We start from the raw sequence: 16,508 nt of genomic DNA on the forward strand, positions 1-16,508 counted from the left end.
GCATGGAGATCACCGGCACCGTCCGGCCCGGGTTCGAGGGCGTTCGCGACGTCTTCGCCGACGTCCTCGCTGGCGGCCGGGCGGGCGCGGCGTTCACCGTGGTCCGCCACGGCGAGGTGCTGGTGGACCTGTGGGGTGGGCTCGCCGACCCGGAGCGGGGCGAGCCGTGGCGGGAGAACACGCTGTGCGTGCTGTTCTCCGGCACGAAGGGCGTGGTGGCCGCCGTGGTCGCCGCGCTCGGCGTGCTCGACGCGGACGCCGAGGTGCGCGCGTACTGGCCCGGGTTCACCGAGGGCGTGCGGGTGCACCACGTGCTCGCCCACACCGCCGGACTGCCGTATGTGGACGCCGACCACGACCTGCTGGACAGCCACGCGTGCGCGGTACTGCTGGCGACGCAGGCTCCACTGTGGACGCCGGGAACACGTGTGGCCTACCACGCACTCACCTACGGCTACCTCGTGGGCGAGCTGCTGCGCAGGACCACCGGCCGGACGCCGGGCGAGCTCGTCGCCGAGGTCCTCGCCCGGCCGCACGCTCTGGACGTGTACCTGGGCACCCCCGCCGGCCTCGACGAGCGCGTCGCGCGGCTGGTGCGGGCGCCCGGGTACCGGATCAGCACGTTCCTGGACGACCCTGAGCGGCGGCGGATCGTCGAGCGGATGTACGCGGGCCTGCTCGACTCGGACGAGCTGATGAACTCGGCCCGCTACCGCAGGGCCGGGCTCGCGGCGGGTGGCGCGACCGGCACGGCCAGGTCGATGGCGACGCTCTACGACCTACTCGCCGCGGGGCGGATCGCCTCGCCCCGCGCGCTCGCCCGGGCCACGCGCACCTGGTCGGAGGGCCTCGACGCGATCAACGACCGTCCCGTCCACTTCGGACTGGGCTTCGAGCTGCCCGACCCTCTCGGCACGTACGGGCCCGCCGCGGCGGCCTTCGGCCACTCGGGAGCGGGCGGCGGCAGGCACGGCGCGTGGCCCGGCGCCGGGCTCGGCTTCTCGTTCGTCACCAACGAGCTGCGCGCCGAGAACGCCGACGGCAGGGCCGATCGCCTGCTCGCCGCACTGCACGACGCGCTCTGACCCGCGCCGCCGGACCTCACCAGGGGGTGTTGTCCTCTTCCTCGGGGTCGCCCCCGCCCGCACGGCGGTCCGGTGTCGTTCCCCCTGCCGGTGGCTCGCCGGCGCCTCCCGACGGGGCCGGCGGCGGCGTGGGCTCCGGGGGCTCGGGCGGGCCGTCCTGCGGGTCCTCGGGGTCAGGGAACCGGTTGCGCAGCGAGTCCAGCAGCGTCGTGCGGGTCTGCGGGTCCTCGTCGCCCAGCTGCTCCCGCATCACGTCGGCGACCCGCTCGGATATGCCCGACTGGGCCTGCCGCATCGTGGCGAGCACCATGCGAGCCAGCTCCTCCGGCGGGATCGTGCGCGTCCTCGAGCCGAACTCGAGGTCCGACACCACGCCGTCGGCGCCGACGGTCACGCGCACCGTGCCGTCCGGGCTCGACGCCGTCAGCCGCAGCTGCTCCGTGCGCTCCTGCGCCGCCTTGTACCGCTCGGCCTTGCGCGCGAACCCGGCGGCCCAGTCGTCGATCCGCCGCTTCGCCTCTTCGGGGTCGCGCATCGTCTCGCCGAACGCACCGGCACCGGTCATCGCTTACCGCCCTTGCCGTCCTTGAACAGATCCGGATGTGAGTTCGCGTCCGCCCAGTCCGGGCGGTCCTTGCCGGCCTCGACACCGCCGATGCGGCTGCCCGGCCGGTTCTCCCAGTCGGACAGTGACCCGTGGCTGCCGCCCGGAGCGTCCATGTTGTTGAACCGGTCGATCATCGCGTCGACATCGGCGGACGTGTACGCGTCCGGGTTCCGGCCGAGGTCCACCCACTGCCTGCGGGCGTCCTTCCAGTCCTCGAGCTGCGCGGGTGTGCCTCCCGGCCAGTCGAAGTCCGCGTTGAACCGTACGTCGTCGAGGAACTCCTGCCGCCGCGCGGGGTCGGAGATCTTGTCCGCCGCCGCCATGATGTCGCCGGCGAACTCGTTGCGGATCCCGTGCAGGTAGCCGGAGGACTCGTAGAACGCCGTCCTCGGATCCTTCGGAGGCTCCGGAACGCCGTCCTTCCCGAGGTGCGTGCCGTCGATCTTGCTCTGGATGATGTCGAACTTGTCCACGGTGGCGCCGATGGAGGTGTTCGGTTTGCCGGGACCGAGCGGAAGGTTGTTGACGTTGCTGTTCGCGTCCTTCAGCTTCTCGACGTACTTCTCGGTCGCCGCCTTGTGCTCGGGCGTTCCCGGCGGGTACGTCTGGTCCACCCACGACCTGAGGTTGTCGCGCATCGTCTGGAACGACACGATGTGCCGCTTGTCGAACTGGCCGCCGCTCTGGTAGGCCGGGTTGTTCGGGTCGTTCTTCTGGTGCTTGATGTTCGTCTGCGTCGAGCTCTTGAACTCCGGCCGGTCCCACGGATCGTCGCTCTTGGTCTTGGACTTCTTGGCGGACGGCTGCGTGCCGCCGCCGTCGTTCTTGCGTTTCCGGCCCCCGCCGCCCGGGTTCGGGCTCGGCGCGCTGCCGCCGGAGTTCCGGGCGTTCTGCCTGATCGGCAGGTTGACCGGAGGCGTCTTGCCACCCGCCGACGGGGTCGTGCAGCTGTTCATCAGCCCGAGCGCGTCGAACTCGGCGAACGGGTCGGCGACGTAGGCCACCGGGTTCGGGCCGGGTTCGAGGCCCAGCGGGTCCTGGCTGACGTACCGCGCGGTCGCCGGGTCGTAGTAGCGGAACACGTTGTAGTGCAGGCCGGTCTCCGCGTCCGCGTACTGGCCGGGGAAGCGCAGCGGCGTGCCGGCGCGGGCCCCGGGCGAGGGCAGCTCGCGGCCCCACAGCGTGCGGCGCGAGCTCCACGCGAGGTCGCCGTGCTCGTCCACCAGATCCGTGGGCGTGCCGAGCGCGTCGGTGACCACCGAGTGGAACCGCTGCCCGGCGGGCCCGCGTTCGAGCTGGGTCACCGGCGTGTGCTCGCCCGGCACGCGTTCCCAGGTCGTCGCCCGGCGCGCGCCGTGGGCGTCGGCGTGCACCTGCTCGATCAGCTCGGTGCCGTCCCAGACGAACCGCACCGACTCGGCCACGGAGCCGTCCGGCAGCAGGCACTCCTTGGCGACGCGCCTGCCCAGCGGGTCGTAGTGGTAACGCCAGCTCAGCCCTTCCGGCGTGCGCACGCCGGTCAGCCGCTCGCCGCTCCAGGAGTACTCCCACACGCGCTCGCCGTCGGGGTGCGCCTCGCGGTGCCGGACCCGGCGGCCGAGTGCGTCGTGCTCCACGGCCACGCGCACGGCCGACGAGCTCACGAGGTTGCCGGCCGGGTCGTACCGCAGCTCCTCCCGCCCATCCACTGTGGACATCGCCACGACGCGGCCGGTGAGGTCCCTGCTGAGTGTCAGCTGCGGGCCCTCGTCGTCCCGGACGGCGGCGAGCCTGCCGTCGGGCTGGTACTCGAAGCCGCGGCCGCGCATGGGGCCCGACGCGGCCAGCAGCCGCTGTGCGGTGAGGCGGCCGCCCGGACCGAAGGCCTGCCGCAGCACGCTGGCCTCGTCGGCCTTGCGCGCGATGGCACGGCCGTGGTCGTCGCGCAGGAAGCGGACCGTGTGCCCGGCGGTGGCCAGCGCGATCGGCCGGCCCTGTTCGTCGAAGGACCATTCGCTCTCGGCTCCCGACGGGGTCCGCCGCCGGATCGTGTTGCGCCCGTCGTCGTAGGCGAAGGTCACCGCAAGGCCGTCGACCGTCTCGCGGACCACGCGGCCGTACTCGTCGCGGTCGAACTCCACCACCGAGGTCGCCGAGGCCACGCGCACGACCTCGCCGACCGGGTCGTAGGCGTAGGTCGTGACGCCCTCAGGTGCGTGGACCTCCACGAGGTTGCCGAGCAGGTCGTAGCGGTACCCGGTGACCCCGCCGTCCGGGCCCTGCGCGCGCACGAGCTGCCCGGCCGCGTCGTAGCCGTAGCTCCAGCTCCGGCCGTCGAAGTCGGTCTGCCCGGCCGGCCTGCCCGCGGCGTCGTAGCGGAACGTCCACGTGCGGCCGAGCGGGTCGGTCACCGACACCAGCCGCAGCTCGGTGTCGTAGGCGTAGACCGTGCGCGCCCCCGCGGGATCGGTCACGGCCGTCAGCAGGTCGAACGGACCGTACTCGCGCCGGGTGACCCGGCCGAGCTCGTCGACGTGCTCGATCTCGTTGCCCTCGCCGTCGTAACGCCACAGCGCGCGTTCCCGCCGGGGACCGGTGCGCGAGGCGCGCCGCCCGTCGACCGTCCAGCCCAGCAGGGTCAGCTCGCCGCCTGCCTCCCGCACCGCGCGGGGCCTGCCGAACTGGTCGCGCTCCACTGGGTCCGGCTCGGCCGCGGGCTGCGGCTCGGGCAGCCCCGCCGTGGCGACACCCACCGGCTCACGCACGGGGTCGGGTGCGGCGCCGTCGGCGTAGAACCGGCGCCAGACCCGGCCGTCCCCGTGCACGGCGACCGCGACGGGGTTCCCGTCCTCGACCGTGAGGACACTGCCGTCAGGGCGGGTGATCCGCAGCGGCCTGCCCTCGTCGTCGTAGGCGTAGCGGGTGACGCGGCCCAGCGGATCGGTGCGCGACAGCAGCCGGTCGTAGCGGTCCCACGCGAAGCTCGTGACGTTGCCGAGCGGGTCGGTCTCCCGGACGGTCTGGCCTGCGTCGTTCTGCTCGGACACGCTGGTGTGGCCGAGCGAGTCGGTGTGCCGGGTGAGCCCGCGCTGCCGGTCGTACTCGAACGTCGCGTCGAGGAAGCCCCCGGCTCCGACGGTGCGCACGCAGCGGCCCGCCGAGTCGTAGACGTAGCGGTACCAGACCCCGTTGCGGTCCTGCCAGCCCGTCAGCCTGCCCTCGGCGTCGTAGTCGTACCGCAGCGGAAGGCCGGAGGAGTTCACGACCTCGGTGAGCCTGCCCGCCGCGTCGTAACGGTAGGTCAGCACCCTCACGTCGGGCGCGCCGTCGGCTCCGAGCACGCTCAGCTCCACCACGCGGCCGCAGTCCGTCCGCAGTCCCACCCGGATACCGCTGGAGTGCGTGAGCAGGGCGGGCGCGCCCGTGTCGTCGTAGGCGAACTCGGTGCGCGCGCCGTCGGCGTCCTCGACGGCGCGCAGCGGCAGCACCCGCCCCGCTCCGGCGAAGTGCAGAGTCCTGCCGGGAACCGGCTGGACGAGTGTGAAGCCGCCGTCGGCGTGCCGGGACAGCGGCCAGCGCGGGCCCTCGGCCGGCAGCACCGTGTCCCCGGCGGCGGGCAGCGGGTACACCAGAACCACGCCGTCGGGGCCGACGAAGCAGACGTCCGTGCCGTCGAGCTCCAGTCGCTGGTCCACTGTGGACGCCCAGGAGGGGCCGAACCGGCGGCCCGCGCGGTAGGACGAGACGTGCACGCGCTCGAGCAGCAGCTCCGGCAGCTCGAGGTCGGTCTGCGGCAGGATCACCTCGCCCGTGGCGACGTCCACCGGGTCGCCCTTGCAGTTGCGGTTCTCCGGCTGCACCGAGCGCTGGCGCGCCGGGTCGGGCTTGACCGAGCTGGCCGTCGTGGTGTCGCCGCCCGTCTTCGGCTGCAGCGCCGGGGGCGGCGGAGGCGGCGGCGCGACGTCGTTCCGGGGCGGTGGCTCGTTCCTCGGCGGGTCCGTCCTCGGCGGCGGAGGCGGGTCGGTCCTGCCGGGGTCGCCGCTGGCGACCGTGCCGCCGCCTCCCCTGTCGCCGCTCGGGTTCGTCTGGCCGCCGGTGGAGCCGGGGCCCTCGTACTTGTCGCCCTTGAAGTCGGTGTCGCGGGGCTCGGGCTCCGGGCCGCTCCTGACCGGCGGCGGGGTGTCGATCCTGCCGTCCTTGATGCGCTTCAGCGCGGCGGCGGCGTCGCCGAAGGAGTCGCCGAGCGAGCGCAGCAGCGGCGAGAGCTTCGACAGGGCGTCCACGAGTTTCTTGGTGATGTCGGCGATCTGCGTGGCCGTCTTCGCCACGGCGGCCACGACCTGCGGCACGACCCACGCCATGCCGATGCCGAGCGTGAGCAGCACCTGCAGCGCCCAGCTGATCATGTGCCCGACGAGGTCGGCGATGATGTCGCGCACGAGTGTCCGCACGGCGCCCACGACCTCGCCCGCGGTGCCGATGCCGCTGGAGGCGCCGTCGGCGGCGGTCTGCGCGGCGGTGATCAGCGTGGCCGTGTCCGCGCCGCGTTCCCGGTAGGCGTCCGCGGCGGGCCCGGTCCAGCTCGCCGTGTCCTCCTCGATGAGCTTCCGCAGATCCCCGCTGATCGCCGTCAGCTCCGTACTGACGTTCTTCCAGGTCTCCGAGTGCGCCTTGATGGTGTCCGGATCGCCGGTGAGCCCGTCGAGCGCGTCGGAGAGGGGGCCCACGTGTTCCATCAGCCAGCCGACCCCGGCGGACAGTATGGCGCCGAACGGGTCCATCGCCATGCCCAGCGCGTCCAGTCCCGCGCCGACCGCGCCGAGCACGGCACCGGCCCACTCGCCGCTCTCGATCGCCTGCGTGGTGTCGTTCACCGACTCCAGCAGCGGTATCCCGGAGAACGCCTCGGTCGAGTCCTGAACCTCGGCCACCAGCGGGTTGCCCACAGCGCGTCCCTTTCGTCGTCCGTCAGACGTCGCTGACCTTCACCGCCGTCAGGTCCCGTTCGAAGCCGGTCATCGGCTCCGTGTGCGACCTGTCGGACTCGCGGTAGGTGTCGGAGGCCTTGCGGACGTTGTCCGCCGTCACCGTCACGCCCTCGACGGCAGCGTCGAGAGCCTCCAACCCCTTGTCCTCCATCGGGTTCACGACCGGCGGGAGGAAGGAGCAGAGCAACCCGTAGGCGCTGTCGTCCATGCTGACGGTCCGCGCGGCGGACACGGCCACCCGCAACCGGTCGGTGATGCCGTCCAGGTGGCTGGCGTGCGCGACGAGGTCCTCTGGCACGACTTCGAACGCCATCGGTGGTGCCTCCCCAGTGTCACAAGCGCACCGACCAGCGCCGTCGCCAGCCGCCGGCTATCCGGTCTCGACGGAGGGCACGAAGATCATTCCCGCGCCCGCACCGACCCTAACAGCCCGCGCCCGGACACTCGTGGACCAGACCACACGGTGCTCAACTGAGCACTCACCGGCGCTGCCCGTCAGTCCAGCACGCGATACGTCACATGCGTCACCGAGCTCGCCGCTCGCGACTCCACCTGTTCGAGTTTCAGTGCGGGGACGCCGTCGAACAACCGCGTGCCCGCGCCGAGCGTGAGCGGCACGATGTGCAGCCGCAGCTCGTCCACGAGGCCCGCGGCCAGGTACTGGTTGATGGTGGTGGCGCCGCCGTGGATCGAGACGTCGCCGTCCCCGGCCGCGTCGCGCGCGCGTTTCAACGCGGACTCGATGCCGTCGGTGACGAAGTGGTACGTCGTGCCGCCGTCCATCGGCTGGGGATCGCGCGGGTGGTGGGTGAGCACGAACACCGGGCCGTGGAACGGCGGATTGTCGCCCCACCAGCCGTTCCACGGGCGATCCCACTCGCCGCGCACCGGGCCGAACATGTTGCGCCCCATGATGAACGCTGCGGCCGCGTTGATCCGGTCGAGCTCGGCGCGGTTCTCCTCGGGAGTGTCGAACATCCACGCGTGCAGTGTGCCGCCCCAGCCGTCCCCGCCGTCGTCGCCGAACGGGCGGTCCTCGGTCTGCCGGGGCCCGGCCGAGTAGCCGTCGGCCGAGATCGAGAGGTCGCACGTCACCTTGCCCGTACGTGTGGTCATGTGTCTGCCCTCCTGGTGGCACGGTCGCGAGTACAGACCCTGGACACGGCCGGAACTCATCGGTCCTCTCGGCTGTCGCGGATGTGGTGGCCGACCGAGGACGATGCCTCACCTCACCGTCCTCGGCGCCGCTGCGGCGCCGCGAGGGCCGGACGTGCCGCCGCGGTGGGTCGCGACCCCGCGCTCGCGTCCGGCTGGGACCGCCATTCGGCGGCCGACGACCCCTACGACGCCTGACCGGCCCCGTTCCCGGACAGCCCGTCGACCGCGTCACGCGCCCTGCGCCACTGCGCGTACAGCGCGGCGTAGCGGTCCGCGCGGGCCGGGTCGGGCGTCACCTCGCGCAGCGCACCGACGAGCCGCGCGCGCAGCACATCCGGATCGGTGACCTCGCCGGAGCCGAGGAACGCGAGTGAGGCGGCGCCGAGCAACGTCACGTCCGGCTCCTTCGACACCAGCAGGCGCCGGCCGAGCACGTCCGCGCGCAGCCGGGCGACGTGCTCGCTGCGGGCGGAGCCGCCCGCGAAGGCCACGGGCAGCAGGCCCGAGGGATCGAGCAGGTCCAGTCCTTCTCGCACCGTGTACGTCGCGGCCTCCTGGGCGGCACGCAGCAGGTGGGCCGCGTCGTGCTCGGGCCGCTGGCCGAGCAGCGCGCCCCGGGAGCCGGGCCGCCAGCGCGGAAAGCGCGCCCCGGTCATGGCCGGGAGGACGACGAGCCCGTCCGCACCCGGCGGAACGGCGGCGAGGTGCTCGTCCTCGACCGAGCCCGCCAGCGCCCGCCAGCGGGCGACCGCGCCACCGGTGAGCCCCGTGGCGCCGCCGGCCACGAACCGGCCCGGCAGCACCGAGGGGTTGAGCACCGCGCCGTGGGGCGCGGCGGTACCCGAGGGCAGCAGCCGGCCCACGACGTCGGTGGTGCCCGCGACGTCGGCGATCAGCTCCTCCGAGGTGCCCAGCAGCAACCCGATCCCGACCGAGCCGTCGGGTCCGCCCGCCACCACGGGCAGCCCCGCGGGCAGTCCCGTGTCCCCGGCAGCCTCCCGCGTCAGCTCGCCGACCACCGACGCCGGTTCGGCCTGCGGCGGGAACAGCGCCGGGTCGAGCCCGAGCCGGGTCAGCGCCGCGGTGTTCCACGCGCGGCCGGCCACGTCGGAGGCCAGCGTGTAGGCGGCGTCCACGGTGTCGGTGACCACGCGCCCCGTCAGGCGGGCCACCAGGTAGTCCTTGGGCGAGAGCACCGCCGCGACGCGCTCGGCGAGCCGGGGGTCGAGCCCGAGCAGGTAGGCCAGCGCGCCGCCGGTCGGCGACGGGCGGCCCGACGCCCGCAGCAGGTCGCGCGTGGTGTCCTCGTCGAGCGCGGCGAGCCGGTCGGTCCCGCGCGGGTCGGCCCACCCTCCGCCGGGCTCGACGGGCCGGAGCGCCGAGTCCACCGCGACGGTGCCGATGTGCGCGGCGATCGCCAGTGCCGAGGGCAGGGGGCCGCCGGCGAGCCCGGCGAGCGCGGCGACCACGTCCTTGCGCAGTGCCTCCGGGTCGAACGTCTCACCGCCGAGGCCCGAGACCCTGCGGATCTGGCTGGCGCCGACGACGTGCCCGTCCGCGTGCACGAGTGCCGCGCGCACCGCCGAGGTGCCCACGTCCACCGCGGCGACGTGGGCGCTCATTCGGCGTCGATCCGCAGCAGCACGGGAAAGGCGGGCAGCGTCCAGCTCGTGGTGAACTCGACGACCTCGGCGGCGGCGCCGTAGGTGGTGCGCCTGGCCTCGAGCACGGCCCCGCCCGGCTCGGCGTCGAGCAGCCGGGCCTGCTCGGCGGTCAGCAGCGCCCCGGTCATGGACTGGTCGGCGTAGCGCAGCTGGACGCCGAACCGCTCGGTCAGCGTTCGGTAGAGCGAGCCGCCGAGCAGCGGCTCGCGGCACAGCGACGGGGCCACCGAGTAGGGCACCCAGGCGTCCTGCAGCGCGGCGGGCGCGCCCCCGATCAGGCGCACGCGGGTCACGCGGTTGACCACGTCGCCCTCGGCGATCCCGAAGACGGCCGCCACCTCCGCCGTGGCGGGGCCGGTCTCGGCGCGCACGACCCGGCTCGACACCTCACCCGCGGTGCCCGCGATCTCGTCGGCGAACGAGCGGAGCCGGTTGAGCCTGCGCCCGCGTTTCGCGGTCTCGCTCACGAACGTGCCGCTGCCCTGCCTGCGCACGACGAAGTTGTCCGAGTCGAGCAGGTCGAGCGCCTGGCGGACGGTCATGCGGCTGACGCCGTACTGCCTGGCGAGGTCGTTCTCGCCGGGCAGCTGCGCCGCGGGCGCCAGCAGCCCTTCCTGGATCTGCGAGACGATGTCGTCGTAGATCACGCGATACCTGGGTGCGTGCGCCATGTTCAGATCGCTCCCGCCTGGTGCAGCCGGTCCACGTCCTCGCCCGACATACCCAGGATCGTCCGGTAGACGTACTCGTTGTCCTCGCCCACCCGAGGGGGCGCCTTGCGGACCGTGGGCGGGGTCTTCTCCAGTTTGACCGGGTTGCCGGGCATCCGGATCGTGCCGAGCTCGGGGTGCTCGGACTCGACGATCATGTCACGCGCGGCGATCTGCGGGGAGCGCGCCACCTCCGCGACCGTGGCGACCTTGGCGTAGGGCACCCCGGCGTCGTCGAGCAGCCGCGCGATCTCGTCGGTCGTCAGGGTCGCCGCCCACGCGCCGATCTCGCCCTCCAGGTACTCCTGGTGCGCCATCCGGCCCTCGACGGTGGCGAAGCGCGGGTCGTCGGCGAGCTCGGGCCGCTTCATCACCTCGCACAGCTTCGGGAACAGCGACGCGGTGCCCGCCTGGACGTAGATCGGCCCGTCCGCGGCCTCGTACACGTTGACCGGGGCGGTGAGCAGGTCCCGCGACCCGCTGCGCGGCATGTCCTGCCCGAGCATCAGCTCCGACATGAGCCGGATGCCCAGCGCGGAGAACATCGTGTCGAACGACGCGATGTCCACCAGCTGGCCCTCGCCCGTGCGTTCCCGGTGCAGGATCGCCATGAGCGCGCCGATCGCGCCCTGGTAGCCGGTGGTGTAGTCGGCGATGTAGGTGCCGCTCAGCGTCGGTTTGCCGTCGGGCTCCCCGGTCATGCTCATCAGTCCCGACGACGCCTGGGAGATGGCGTCGAACAGCGCCCTGCGCGAGTCCGGCCCGGTCTGGCCGAAGCCCGAGATCGACACGAGGATGATGTCGGGGTTGAGCTCCTTCATGCGCTCGTAGCCGATGCCCATCTTCTCGATCGTGCCCGGCCGGTAGTTCTCCACCACCACGTCGGCCCACTCGATGAGCCGCTCCAGGATGCCGAGCGCCTCGGGGTGGCGGGTGTCGAGGCTCGCGTCGTACTTGTTCCGGTGGTACAGGAACATGTAGATGCTCTCGTCGCGGTAGTACGGCCCGTGGTGGCGCGAGTCCTCTCCCCCGGGCCGCTCGATCTTCACCACCTCGGCCCCGAAGTCGGCCAGGATCTGCGCGCACAGCGGGCCTGCGATGAACCGGGAGAGGTCGAGCACCTTCACTCCGGCGAGCGGCCCCGTTGTCGCGTTCGCCATCGTCGTCATCCCTTCTTCGGCGCCACGAAGGACGGGAACGTCCACGCGTTGACGTCGCGGTCGATCGGCACGTCGAACACCGCGGGCTCCCCCGCGGCGAACGCGTCGGCCACGCGCTGCCGCAGCTTCGCCAGGCTGGTCACCACCTCGCCACCGACCCCCATCGCCCGTGCCGCCATGCCGTAGTCGACGGGTCCGAAGTCGACACCGATCGTGCGGCCGTCGAAGTGCAGTTCCTGTTCCTGCCGGATGTTGCCATAGCTGGAGTCGTTGAGGACCACGACGCACACGTTGCCGCCGACGCGGGCGAGCGTCTCCAGCTCGCCGAGGCTCATGCCGAGCGAGCCGTCGCCGATGAGCGCGAGCACGGGCCGCTTCGGGTCGATGAGCGAGGCCGCGATCGCCGAGGGCAGTGCGAAACCCATGTTGCCGAAGCCGACCGGCTTGATGTAGCTGTTCGGCCTCGTGATCTCCCAGAGGAACGACCACACGCCGGGGTTGCCCGCGTCGGGGATCAGCAGCGTGTCGTCGGGCGCCACCTCGCGCAGCGTGCGCACGATGTCGGCGGGCGAGAGCACGCCCTCGGCGTCGGGGTCGCGCACCTCCGAGCCCTGCCACCACACGGTGCGCGCCTTGCTCAGCGACGCGAGCCATTCGGCGCGGCCCTGCCTGGCCGCCTCCGCGCGGTCGCCGACCGCGGTGACCAGGTCCCGGGCGAACGACCCGAGATCGCCCACCACGCCCTGCGTGACCTCGGAGTAGTAGCGGCCGATCATGGCGGGGTCGACGTCGACCTGGACCACCTCGGGCAGGGCACGCTTCCAGCGGCCGGTCGACACCGCGTTGAGGCTGTTCCCGAGCGCCAGCACCAGATCGGCCTCGCCGAGCACCTCACCGGAGAGTGCGGTGCCCATCCGGCTCACGGCACCGAAGACCAGCGGGTGCGTCGTCGGAACCGAGCCGATGCCGTTGAACGTGGTCACCACGGGGATGCCGAGCGCGTCGGCCAGCGCGAGCACGTCCTCGCTCGCCCGCGCGCGGTTGCCGCCGTTGCCGAGCCAGATCACCGGCCGCTTCGCGGCCAGCACGCGTTCGGCGACCCTCGCGAGCGCGACCGGGTTGGCCGACGGCCGCTCGCCGACCCAGTCGCGGCTCGGGTGCACCTCGGGGACCGAGGGCGGGTTCGCGACCTCGCCCTCGATGGTGTCGCGGGCGAAGTCGAGGTGCACCGGGCCGGGGTTGCCGGTCAGCGCGTTGACGTAGGCCTCCTCCATCGCCTGCTTGATCGACGACGCGTGCGCCACGAGGCGGGAGTACTTCACGAGCGGCTTGATCAGCTCGACGTGGTCGGCGTTCTGCGCGTCGTCCTTGTGGATGTTCTCACCGTTGTTGTTGCACGTGAGGACGAAACCGGGGCTGGAGTCGCGGTAGGCACCGCCGATGCCGGTGAGCAGGTTGGTGGCGCCGGGGCCGGTGGTGGAGATGCACGCGGCCGGCTTGCCGGTGAGCCTGCCGTAGGCGTCCATCATCACGGCGGCGGCGTTCTCGTGCCGGGTGTGGACGACCTCGATGCCCGGGGTGTCGATGATCGCGTCGGTGATCGCCAGCGTCTGCCCGCCGACGACGCCGAAGACGTACTCGACGCCGAAGGAGCGCAGCAGGTCGACGACCAGCTGGCCACCGGTCTTGGGAGTGCTCATGAAGGTGTTTTCCGCTTTCTGTTGTCGGTGCGGTCGGTCAGGACGCGGGCACGGTCACGCTCGCCCACCCGGCCGTCATCAGCCGGCCGTCGGAGTCGCGGCGCACCCAGATCTCCAGCTCGGCACGGAGCCCGTCGGCCACCGGGGTGACCGCGGTGACGATGCCGGTCGAGGTGAACGGGTCGAAGACGTCGAGCGGGGCGAGGAACTTGACCCGCAGCCTGCCGGAGGTGAGAAAGGACGGTCCACAGCGGAGGGTCAGCAGCTGGGCGAGCACGCCGAACTGCTGCTGCCCCTGCACGATCGGCACGCGCAGGCCGCCGGCACGGGCCACGTCGATGTCGTTGTGGATGTTGCGCACGTACTCGCCGACGCGGCTGAACACCGCCGCCTGCTCGGCGGTGATCGTCTTGTGCAGCGGGGCGAGCACGTCGCCGGGCCTGGTGGCGGCGTCGACGGTCTCGATCACCCTGGCGCCCTCGGGCACCTCGCCGGTGACGCGCTTCTCGGGCTTGGCGGAGCCGCGCCCGCCGATCGCGCCGGGGTTGGTCTTGAGGATCTCGACGCCGCGGTGCCGCACGATGCTGCGCCCGTCCTCGCCGGTGGCCTGCGCCTCCATCACGACGTAGCCCTCACCGCGGCGCTCGTAGGCCTCGGTGTAGGTGCCGCTCAGCGTCACCACCTCGTCGAGCTTCGCCGGGCTGTCGAACCACATCTGTTCCTCGGTGTGGTAACCCACGACCTTGCTGCCGGCGTAGACGAGGGTGAACAGCTGCACGAGGTCGTTGCCCAGCAGGGCCGCCTGCCCGACACGGCCGCCGAAGGGACTGTCGTGCAGGGCCCACGGCGAGTGGTCGTCGTGGGTGAACGCGTAGCGCTTGATCTTGTGGTCGTCCACCACGACCCGGACGGTGCCGAGGTCCTCGGGGATCTCGAGGTTCTCGAACTCCGGCTCCTTGAGCCCGGCCTCCAGGTCGTCGATCTTCAGCGCCCGGCGGGGGTCGGTCAGGTCCCGCCAGGGCCGGTCGGGCGCGTTCGTCATCGGGCCTCCTCGTGCTCTTCGCCGATGCGGGTCATGTCGGCCTTGTTGGTCTCGGGGGCCAGCAGCGCGCACACCAGCCCGATCACGGCGCAGACGGCGGTGATGAGCGCGATGGGCCACGGGTCTCCGTCGGTGGCGGCGAGCAGCGCCGTGGAGGCGAGCGGCCACAGTCCGATGAGGATGCTCGGCACCTGCGCGGCGAGCGACAGCCCGGTGTAGCGGACCTTCGTGCCGAACAGCTCGGAGAAGAAGGCCGGTTCGACGCCGTAGAGGGCGCCGACGCCGATCGCGTAGCCGACGGCGTAGATCACGTACATCAGCACGACCGCGTCGGCGTCGAGGATCCAGAAGAACGGGAACGACACCACCACGGCCACCACCGAGCCGAGGACGAACACGGCGCGCCTGCCGATCCGGTCGGAGAGCCTGCCGAAGAAGTAGTAGGTGTAGATCGCGAGCGCGGCCGCGACCGTGCCCGCGATGAGCACGTCGGTGCGCGGGATGTCGGTGTAGTTGGTGGCGAACGTCAGGCCGATGGTGAGGATGATGTAGCCGAACACCGCCTCGCCGAGCCGCATGCCCATCGCGAGCAGCAGCGGCCGCTTGAACCGTGTGAACAGCTCGGCGATCGGCATCTTCTCCTTGGCCTTGTCGGTGGCCGCCTGCGCCTCGAGCTTCTCCTGCGCGGCCTGGAACGTGGGCGTCTCGGTGAGCTTGAACCGGATGAACAGTCCGACCGCGATCAGCACGGCGCTGAGCAGGAACGGAACCCGCCAGCCCCAGGACAGCAGCGCGTCGTCGGGCAGGGCGGAGACGATCGCGAAGATGCTCGTGGACATCACGAGGCCCACGGCGTTGCCGATCTGCGGGAAGCTGCCGTAGGCGCCGCGTTTGCCGGGCGGCGCGTACTCGACGGCGACGAGTGAGGCACCGCCCCACTCCCCGCCGACGCCGAAGCCCTGGATCAGCCGCAGCAGCACCAGCAGCACCGGAGCCCAGATGCCGATGTCGTCGGTGGTGGGCAGGAGTCCGATGAGGAACGTCGAGACGCCCATGAGCATGAGCGTGGTGACGAGCGCGGCCTTGCGCCCGAACTTGTCGCCGAAGTGCCCGAAGACGATGCCGCCGACGGGGCGGGCGAAGAAGCCGACGCCGAACACGGCGAACGCCGAGAGCGTGCCGATGATCGGGTCGGCCTCGTTGGGGAAGAACAGCTCACCGAAGACGAGCGCCGAGGCGGTGCCGAAGATGAAGTAGTCGTACCACTCCACGGCGGTGCCGACGAGGCTCGCGACGGCGGCGCGCTTGGCCAGTCTGGTGCGCTCGGCCTCGGTGGCGGGAGGAGCTGTGGCGGGTTCGGCCATGATGACTCCTTTGTCGATCTGGGGGGACGGGGTGGGAGCGGGGGTCAGAGCAGCGGGGTGGGGCGGGCCGGGTCGTCGCCGACCCGCGCCGAGGCCCAGCCGAGTGCGGTGCGCGTGCCGTCGGCCTTGTCGACCCAGACCTCGAGTTCGAGCCTGCCGTCGCCGGTGACGCCGGAGATCGCGCCGCTCGTGGTCAGCTCGTCGCCGACGAACACGGGCGAGACGAACCGCAGGTCCAACTCGCCGGAGGTGAAGAAGCTCGCGCCGAAGAAGTCGACCACGTTGGAGATGATGAAACCGGTCTGCTGCTGGGCCTGCACGATCGTTCGGTCGAGCCCGGACGCGGCGGCCTTCTCCGGGTGGGTGTGCACATTGGAGTAGCCGCGGCCCGCCCACGAGAACACCGACATCTGGTCCTGGGTGAACGCGAGGGAGCGGGACGGGATGCCGGCGTGCTCGGGCGCGTCGAGCCGCGCGCGGGTGACCACGGGCAGGTTCGCGTCGACCGTGCCGCGGACGGTGCGTGGCCGCTCGGCGCCCGCGGCCCTGCCCTTGCCGACCACCTCGCCCGCGACGGTGCGCATGATCTCCTTGCCGACGTGGCGCACCAGGAGCCTGCCGTCGGCCCCGCGCGCCTCGGCCTCGAGCGTCACGTAGCCCTGGCCACGGCGTTCGTACTTCTCGACGTAGCCGCCCTGGATGGTCACCGTCTCCCCGACCGGGATCGGCGCGTGGAACGTGAGGTGCTCGTGAGTGTGCAGCCCCTGGGCCGTGTTGCCGTCGTAGTTCTCGTAGAAGAGGAACAGCAGGTCGTTGGCGAGCACGAGCGGGTGGCCGACCGGGCCGCCGAACGGCGACTCTCCGAAGTACCAGGACCCGTAGTCGTCTTCGCAGTAGGCGTAGTCGAGCACCTTGCGCCGGTCGACGGTCACGGAGACCGGCCCCATCGGCTCGGGTACCTCGACGAGCTCGTAGCGGGCCTCTTTCAGCTGCGACGGCATTGTCACCTCCAGCGGGAACGTTGACTAGATGTATAGACGACTAGGCAGAA

The 16,508-nt window shown here is 72.2% G+C and carries 12 protein-coding genes; 1 reads left to right on the forward strand and 11 read right to left on the reverse strand.

What is annotated here, in order from left to right; all coding sequences use genetic code 11:
* Window positions 1-2 precede the first annotated feature (2 nt).
* A complete protein-coding gene (locus tag BA062_RS13935) occupies window positions 3-1,085 on the forward strand; it encodes a serine hydrolase domain-containing protein (protein WP_110336465.1) in 1,083 nt (360 codons plus the stop codon).
* Between the two features lie 16 nt (window positions 1,086-1,101).
* Here BA062_RS13935 and BA062_RS13940 read toward each other — a convergent pair whose 3' ends face one another.
* The 11 genes from BA062_RS13940 to BA062_RS13990 form a co-directional block, all read right to left on the reverse strand.
* Window positions 1,102-1,650 carry a YbaB/EbfC family nucleoid-associated protein gene (locus BA062_RS13940; protein WP_110336466.1) on the reverse strand — a complete coding sequence of 183 codons (549 nt, stop codon included), beginning with the start codon at window positions 1,648-1,650 and terminating at the stop codon, window positions 1,102-1,104.
* Window positions 1,647-6,617, reverse strand: coding sequence for an RHS repeat-associated core domain-containing protein (locus BA062_RS13945; RefSeq protein ID WP_110336467.1), 4,971 nt, complete (start codon window positions 6,615-6,617; stop codon window positions 1,647-1,649). The genes BA062_RS13940 and BA062_RS13945 overlap by 4 nt, the downstream gene beginning before the upstream one ends.
* Before the next feature lie 22 nt (window positions 6,618-6,639).
* Window positions 6,640-6,972 carry a type VII secretion target gene (locus BA062_RS13950; protein WP_110336468.1) on the reverse strand — a complete coding sequence of 111 codons (333 nt, stop codon included), beginning with the start codon at window positions 6,970-6,972 and terminating at the stop codon, window positions 6,640-6,642.
* A 182-nt stretch (window positions 6,973-7,154) separates the two neighbouring features.
* The gene (locus tag BA062_RS13955) at window positions 7,155-7,775 is read right to left on the reverse strand and encodes a dihydrofolate reductase family protein (protein ID WP_110336469.1); all 621 of its coding nucleotides are present in this window, start codon (window positions 7,773-7,775) and stop codon (window positions 7,155-7,157) included.
* A gap of 224 nt (window positions 7,776-7,999) precedes the next feature.
* A complete protein-coding gene (locus tag BA062_RS13960) occupies window positions 8,000-9,439 on the reverse strand; it encodes a xylulokinase (protein ID WP_110336470.1) in 1,440 nt (479 codons plus the stop codon).
* Complete coding sequence (locus tag BA062_RS13965) at window positions 9,436-10,152, reverse strand: GntR family transcriptional regulator (protein ID WP_210406838.1); 717 nt, start codon at window positions 10,150-10,152, stop codon at window positions 9,436-9,438. The genes BA062_RS13960 and BA062_RS13965 overlap by 4 nt, the downstream gene beginning before the upstream one ends.
* Window positions 10,153-10,154: 2 nt before the next feature.
* Window positions 10,155-11,351, reverse strand: coding sequence for a CaiB/BaiF CoA transferase family protein (locus BA062_RS13970; protein WP_110337339.1), 1,197 nt, complete (start codon window positions 11,349-11,351; stop codon window positions 10,155-10,157).
* Between the two features lie 5 nt (window positions 11,352-11,356).
* Window positions 11,357-13,051 (reverse strand): thiamine pyrophosphate-binding protein, encoded by a 1,695-nt coding sequence (locus BA062_RS13975; protein WP_110336471.1) that lies wholly within the window; start codon window positions 13,049-13,051, stop codon window positions 11,357-11,359.
* A gap of 37 nt (window positions 13,052-13,088) precedes the next feature.
* Window positions 13,089-14,093: a hotdog family protein gene (locus tag BA062_RS13980; protein WP_110336472.1), complete on the reverse strand. Its 1,005-nt coding sequence runs from the start codon at window positions 14,091-14,093 to the stop codon at window positions 13,089-13,091.
* Window positions 14,090-15,457 (reverse strand): MFS transporter, encoded by a 1,368-nt coding sequence (locus BA062_RS13985; protein WP_110336473.1) that lies wholly within the window; start codon window positions 15,455-15,457, stop codon window positions 14,090-14,092. The genes BA062_RS13980 and BA062_RS13985 overlap by 4 nt, the downstream gene beginning before the upstream one ends.
* A gap of 44 nt (window positions 15,458-15,501) precedes the next feature.
* The gene (locus BA062_RS13990) at window positions 15,502-16,458 is read right to left on the reverse strand and encodes a MaoC family dehydratase (protein WP_110336474.1); all 957 of its coding nucleotides are present in this window, start codon (window positions 16,456-16,458) and stop codon (window positions 15,502-15,504) included.
* Window positions 16,459-16,508 lie beyond the last annotated feature (50 nt).

Source organism: Prauserella flavalba, from assembly GCF_003202235.1.
Lineage (GTDB): Bacteria > Actinomycetota > Actinomycetes > Mycobacteriales > Pseudonocardiaceae > Prauserella_A > Prauserella_A flavalba.

Excerpts from the sequence above, each read along its gene's own strand:
- BA062_RS13985 (WP_110336473.1), bottom strand. The coding sequence starts at position 15,457 with ATGGCCGAACCCGCCACAGCTCCTCCCGCCACCGAGGCCGAGCGCACC.
- BA062_RS13955 (WP_110336469.1), bottom strand. The coding sequence starts at position 7,775 with ATGACCACACGTACGGGCAAGGTGACGTGCGACCTCTCGATCTCGGCC.
- BA062_RS13935 (WP_110336465.1), top strand. The coding sequence starts at position 3 with ATGGAGATCACCGGCACCGTCCGGCCCGGGTTCGAGGGCGTTCGCGAC.
- BA062_RS13960 (WP_110336470.1), bottom strand. The coding sequence starts at position 9,439 with ATGAGCGCCCACGTCGCCGCGGTGGACGTGGGCACCTCGGCGGTGCGC.
- BA062_RS13980 (WP_110336472.1), bottom strand. The coding sequence starts at position 14,093 with ATGACGAACGCGCCCGACCGGCCCTGGCGGGACCTGACCGACCCCCGC.
- BA062_RS13965 (WP_210406838.1), bottom strand. The coding sequence starts at position 10,152 with ATGGCGCACGCACCCAGGTATCGCGTGATCTACGACGACATCGTCTCG.
- BA062_RS13970 (WP_110337339.1), bottom strand. The coding sequence starts at position 11,351 with ATGGCGAACGCGACAACGGGGCCGCTCGCCGGAGTGAAGGTGCTCGAC.
- BA062_RS13975 (WP_110336471.1), bottom strand. The coding sequence starts at position 13,051 with ATGAGCACTCCCAAGACCGGTGGCCAGCTGGTCGTCGACCTGCTGCGC.
- BA062_RS13950 (WP_110336468.1), bottom strand. The coding sequence starts at position 6,972 with ATGGCGTTCGAAGTCGTGCCAGAGGACCTCGTCGCGCACGCCAGCCAC.
- BA062_RS13990 (WP_110336474.1), bottom strand. The coding sequence starts at position 16,458 with ATGCCGTCGCAGCTGAAAGAGGCCCGCTACGAGCTCGTCGAGGTACCC.
- BA062_RS13940 (WP_110336466.1), bottom strand. The coding sequence starts at position 1,650 with ATGACCGGTGCCGGTGCGTTCGGCGAGACGATGCGCGACCCCGAAGAG.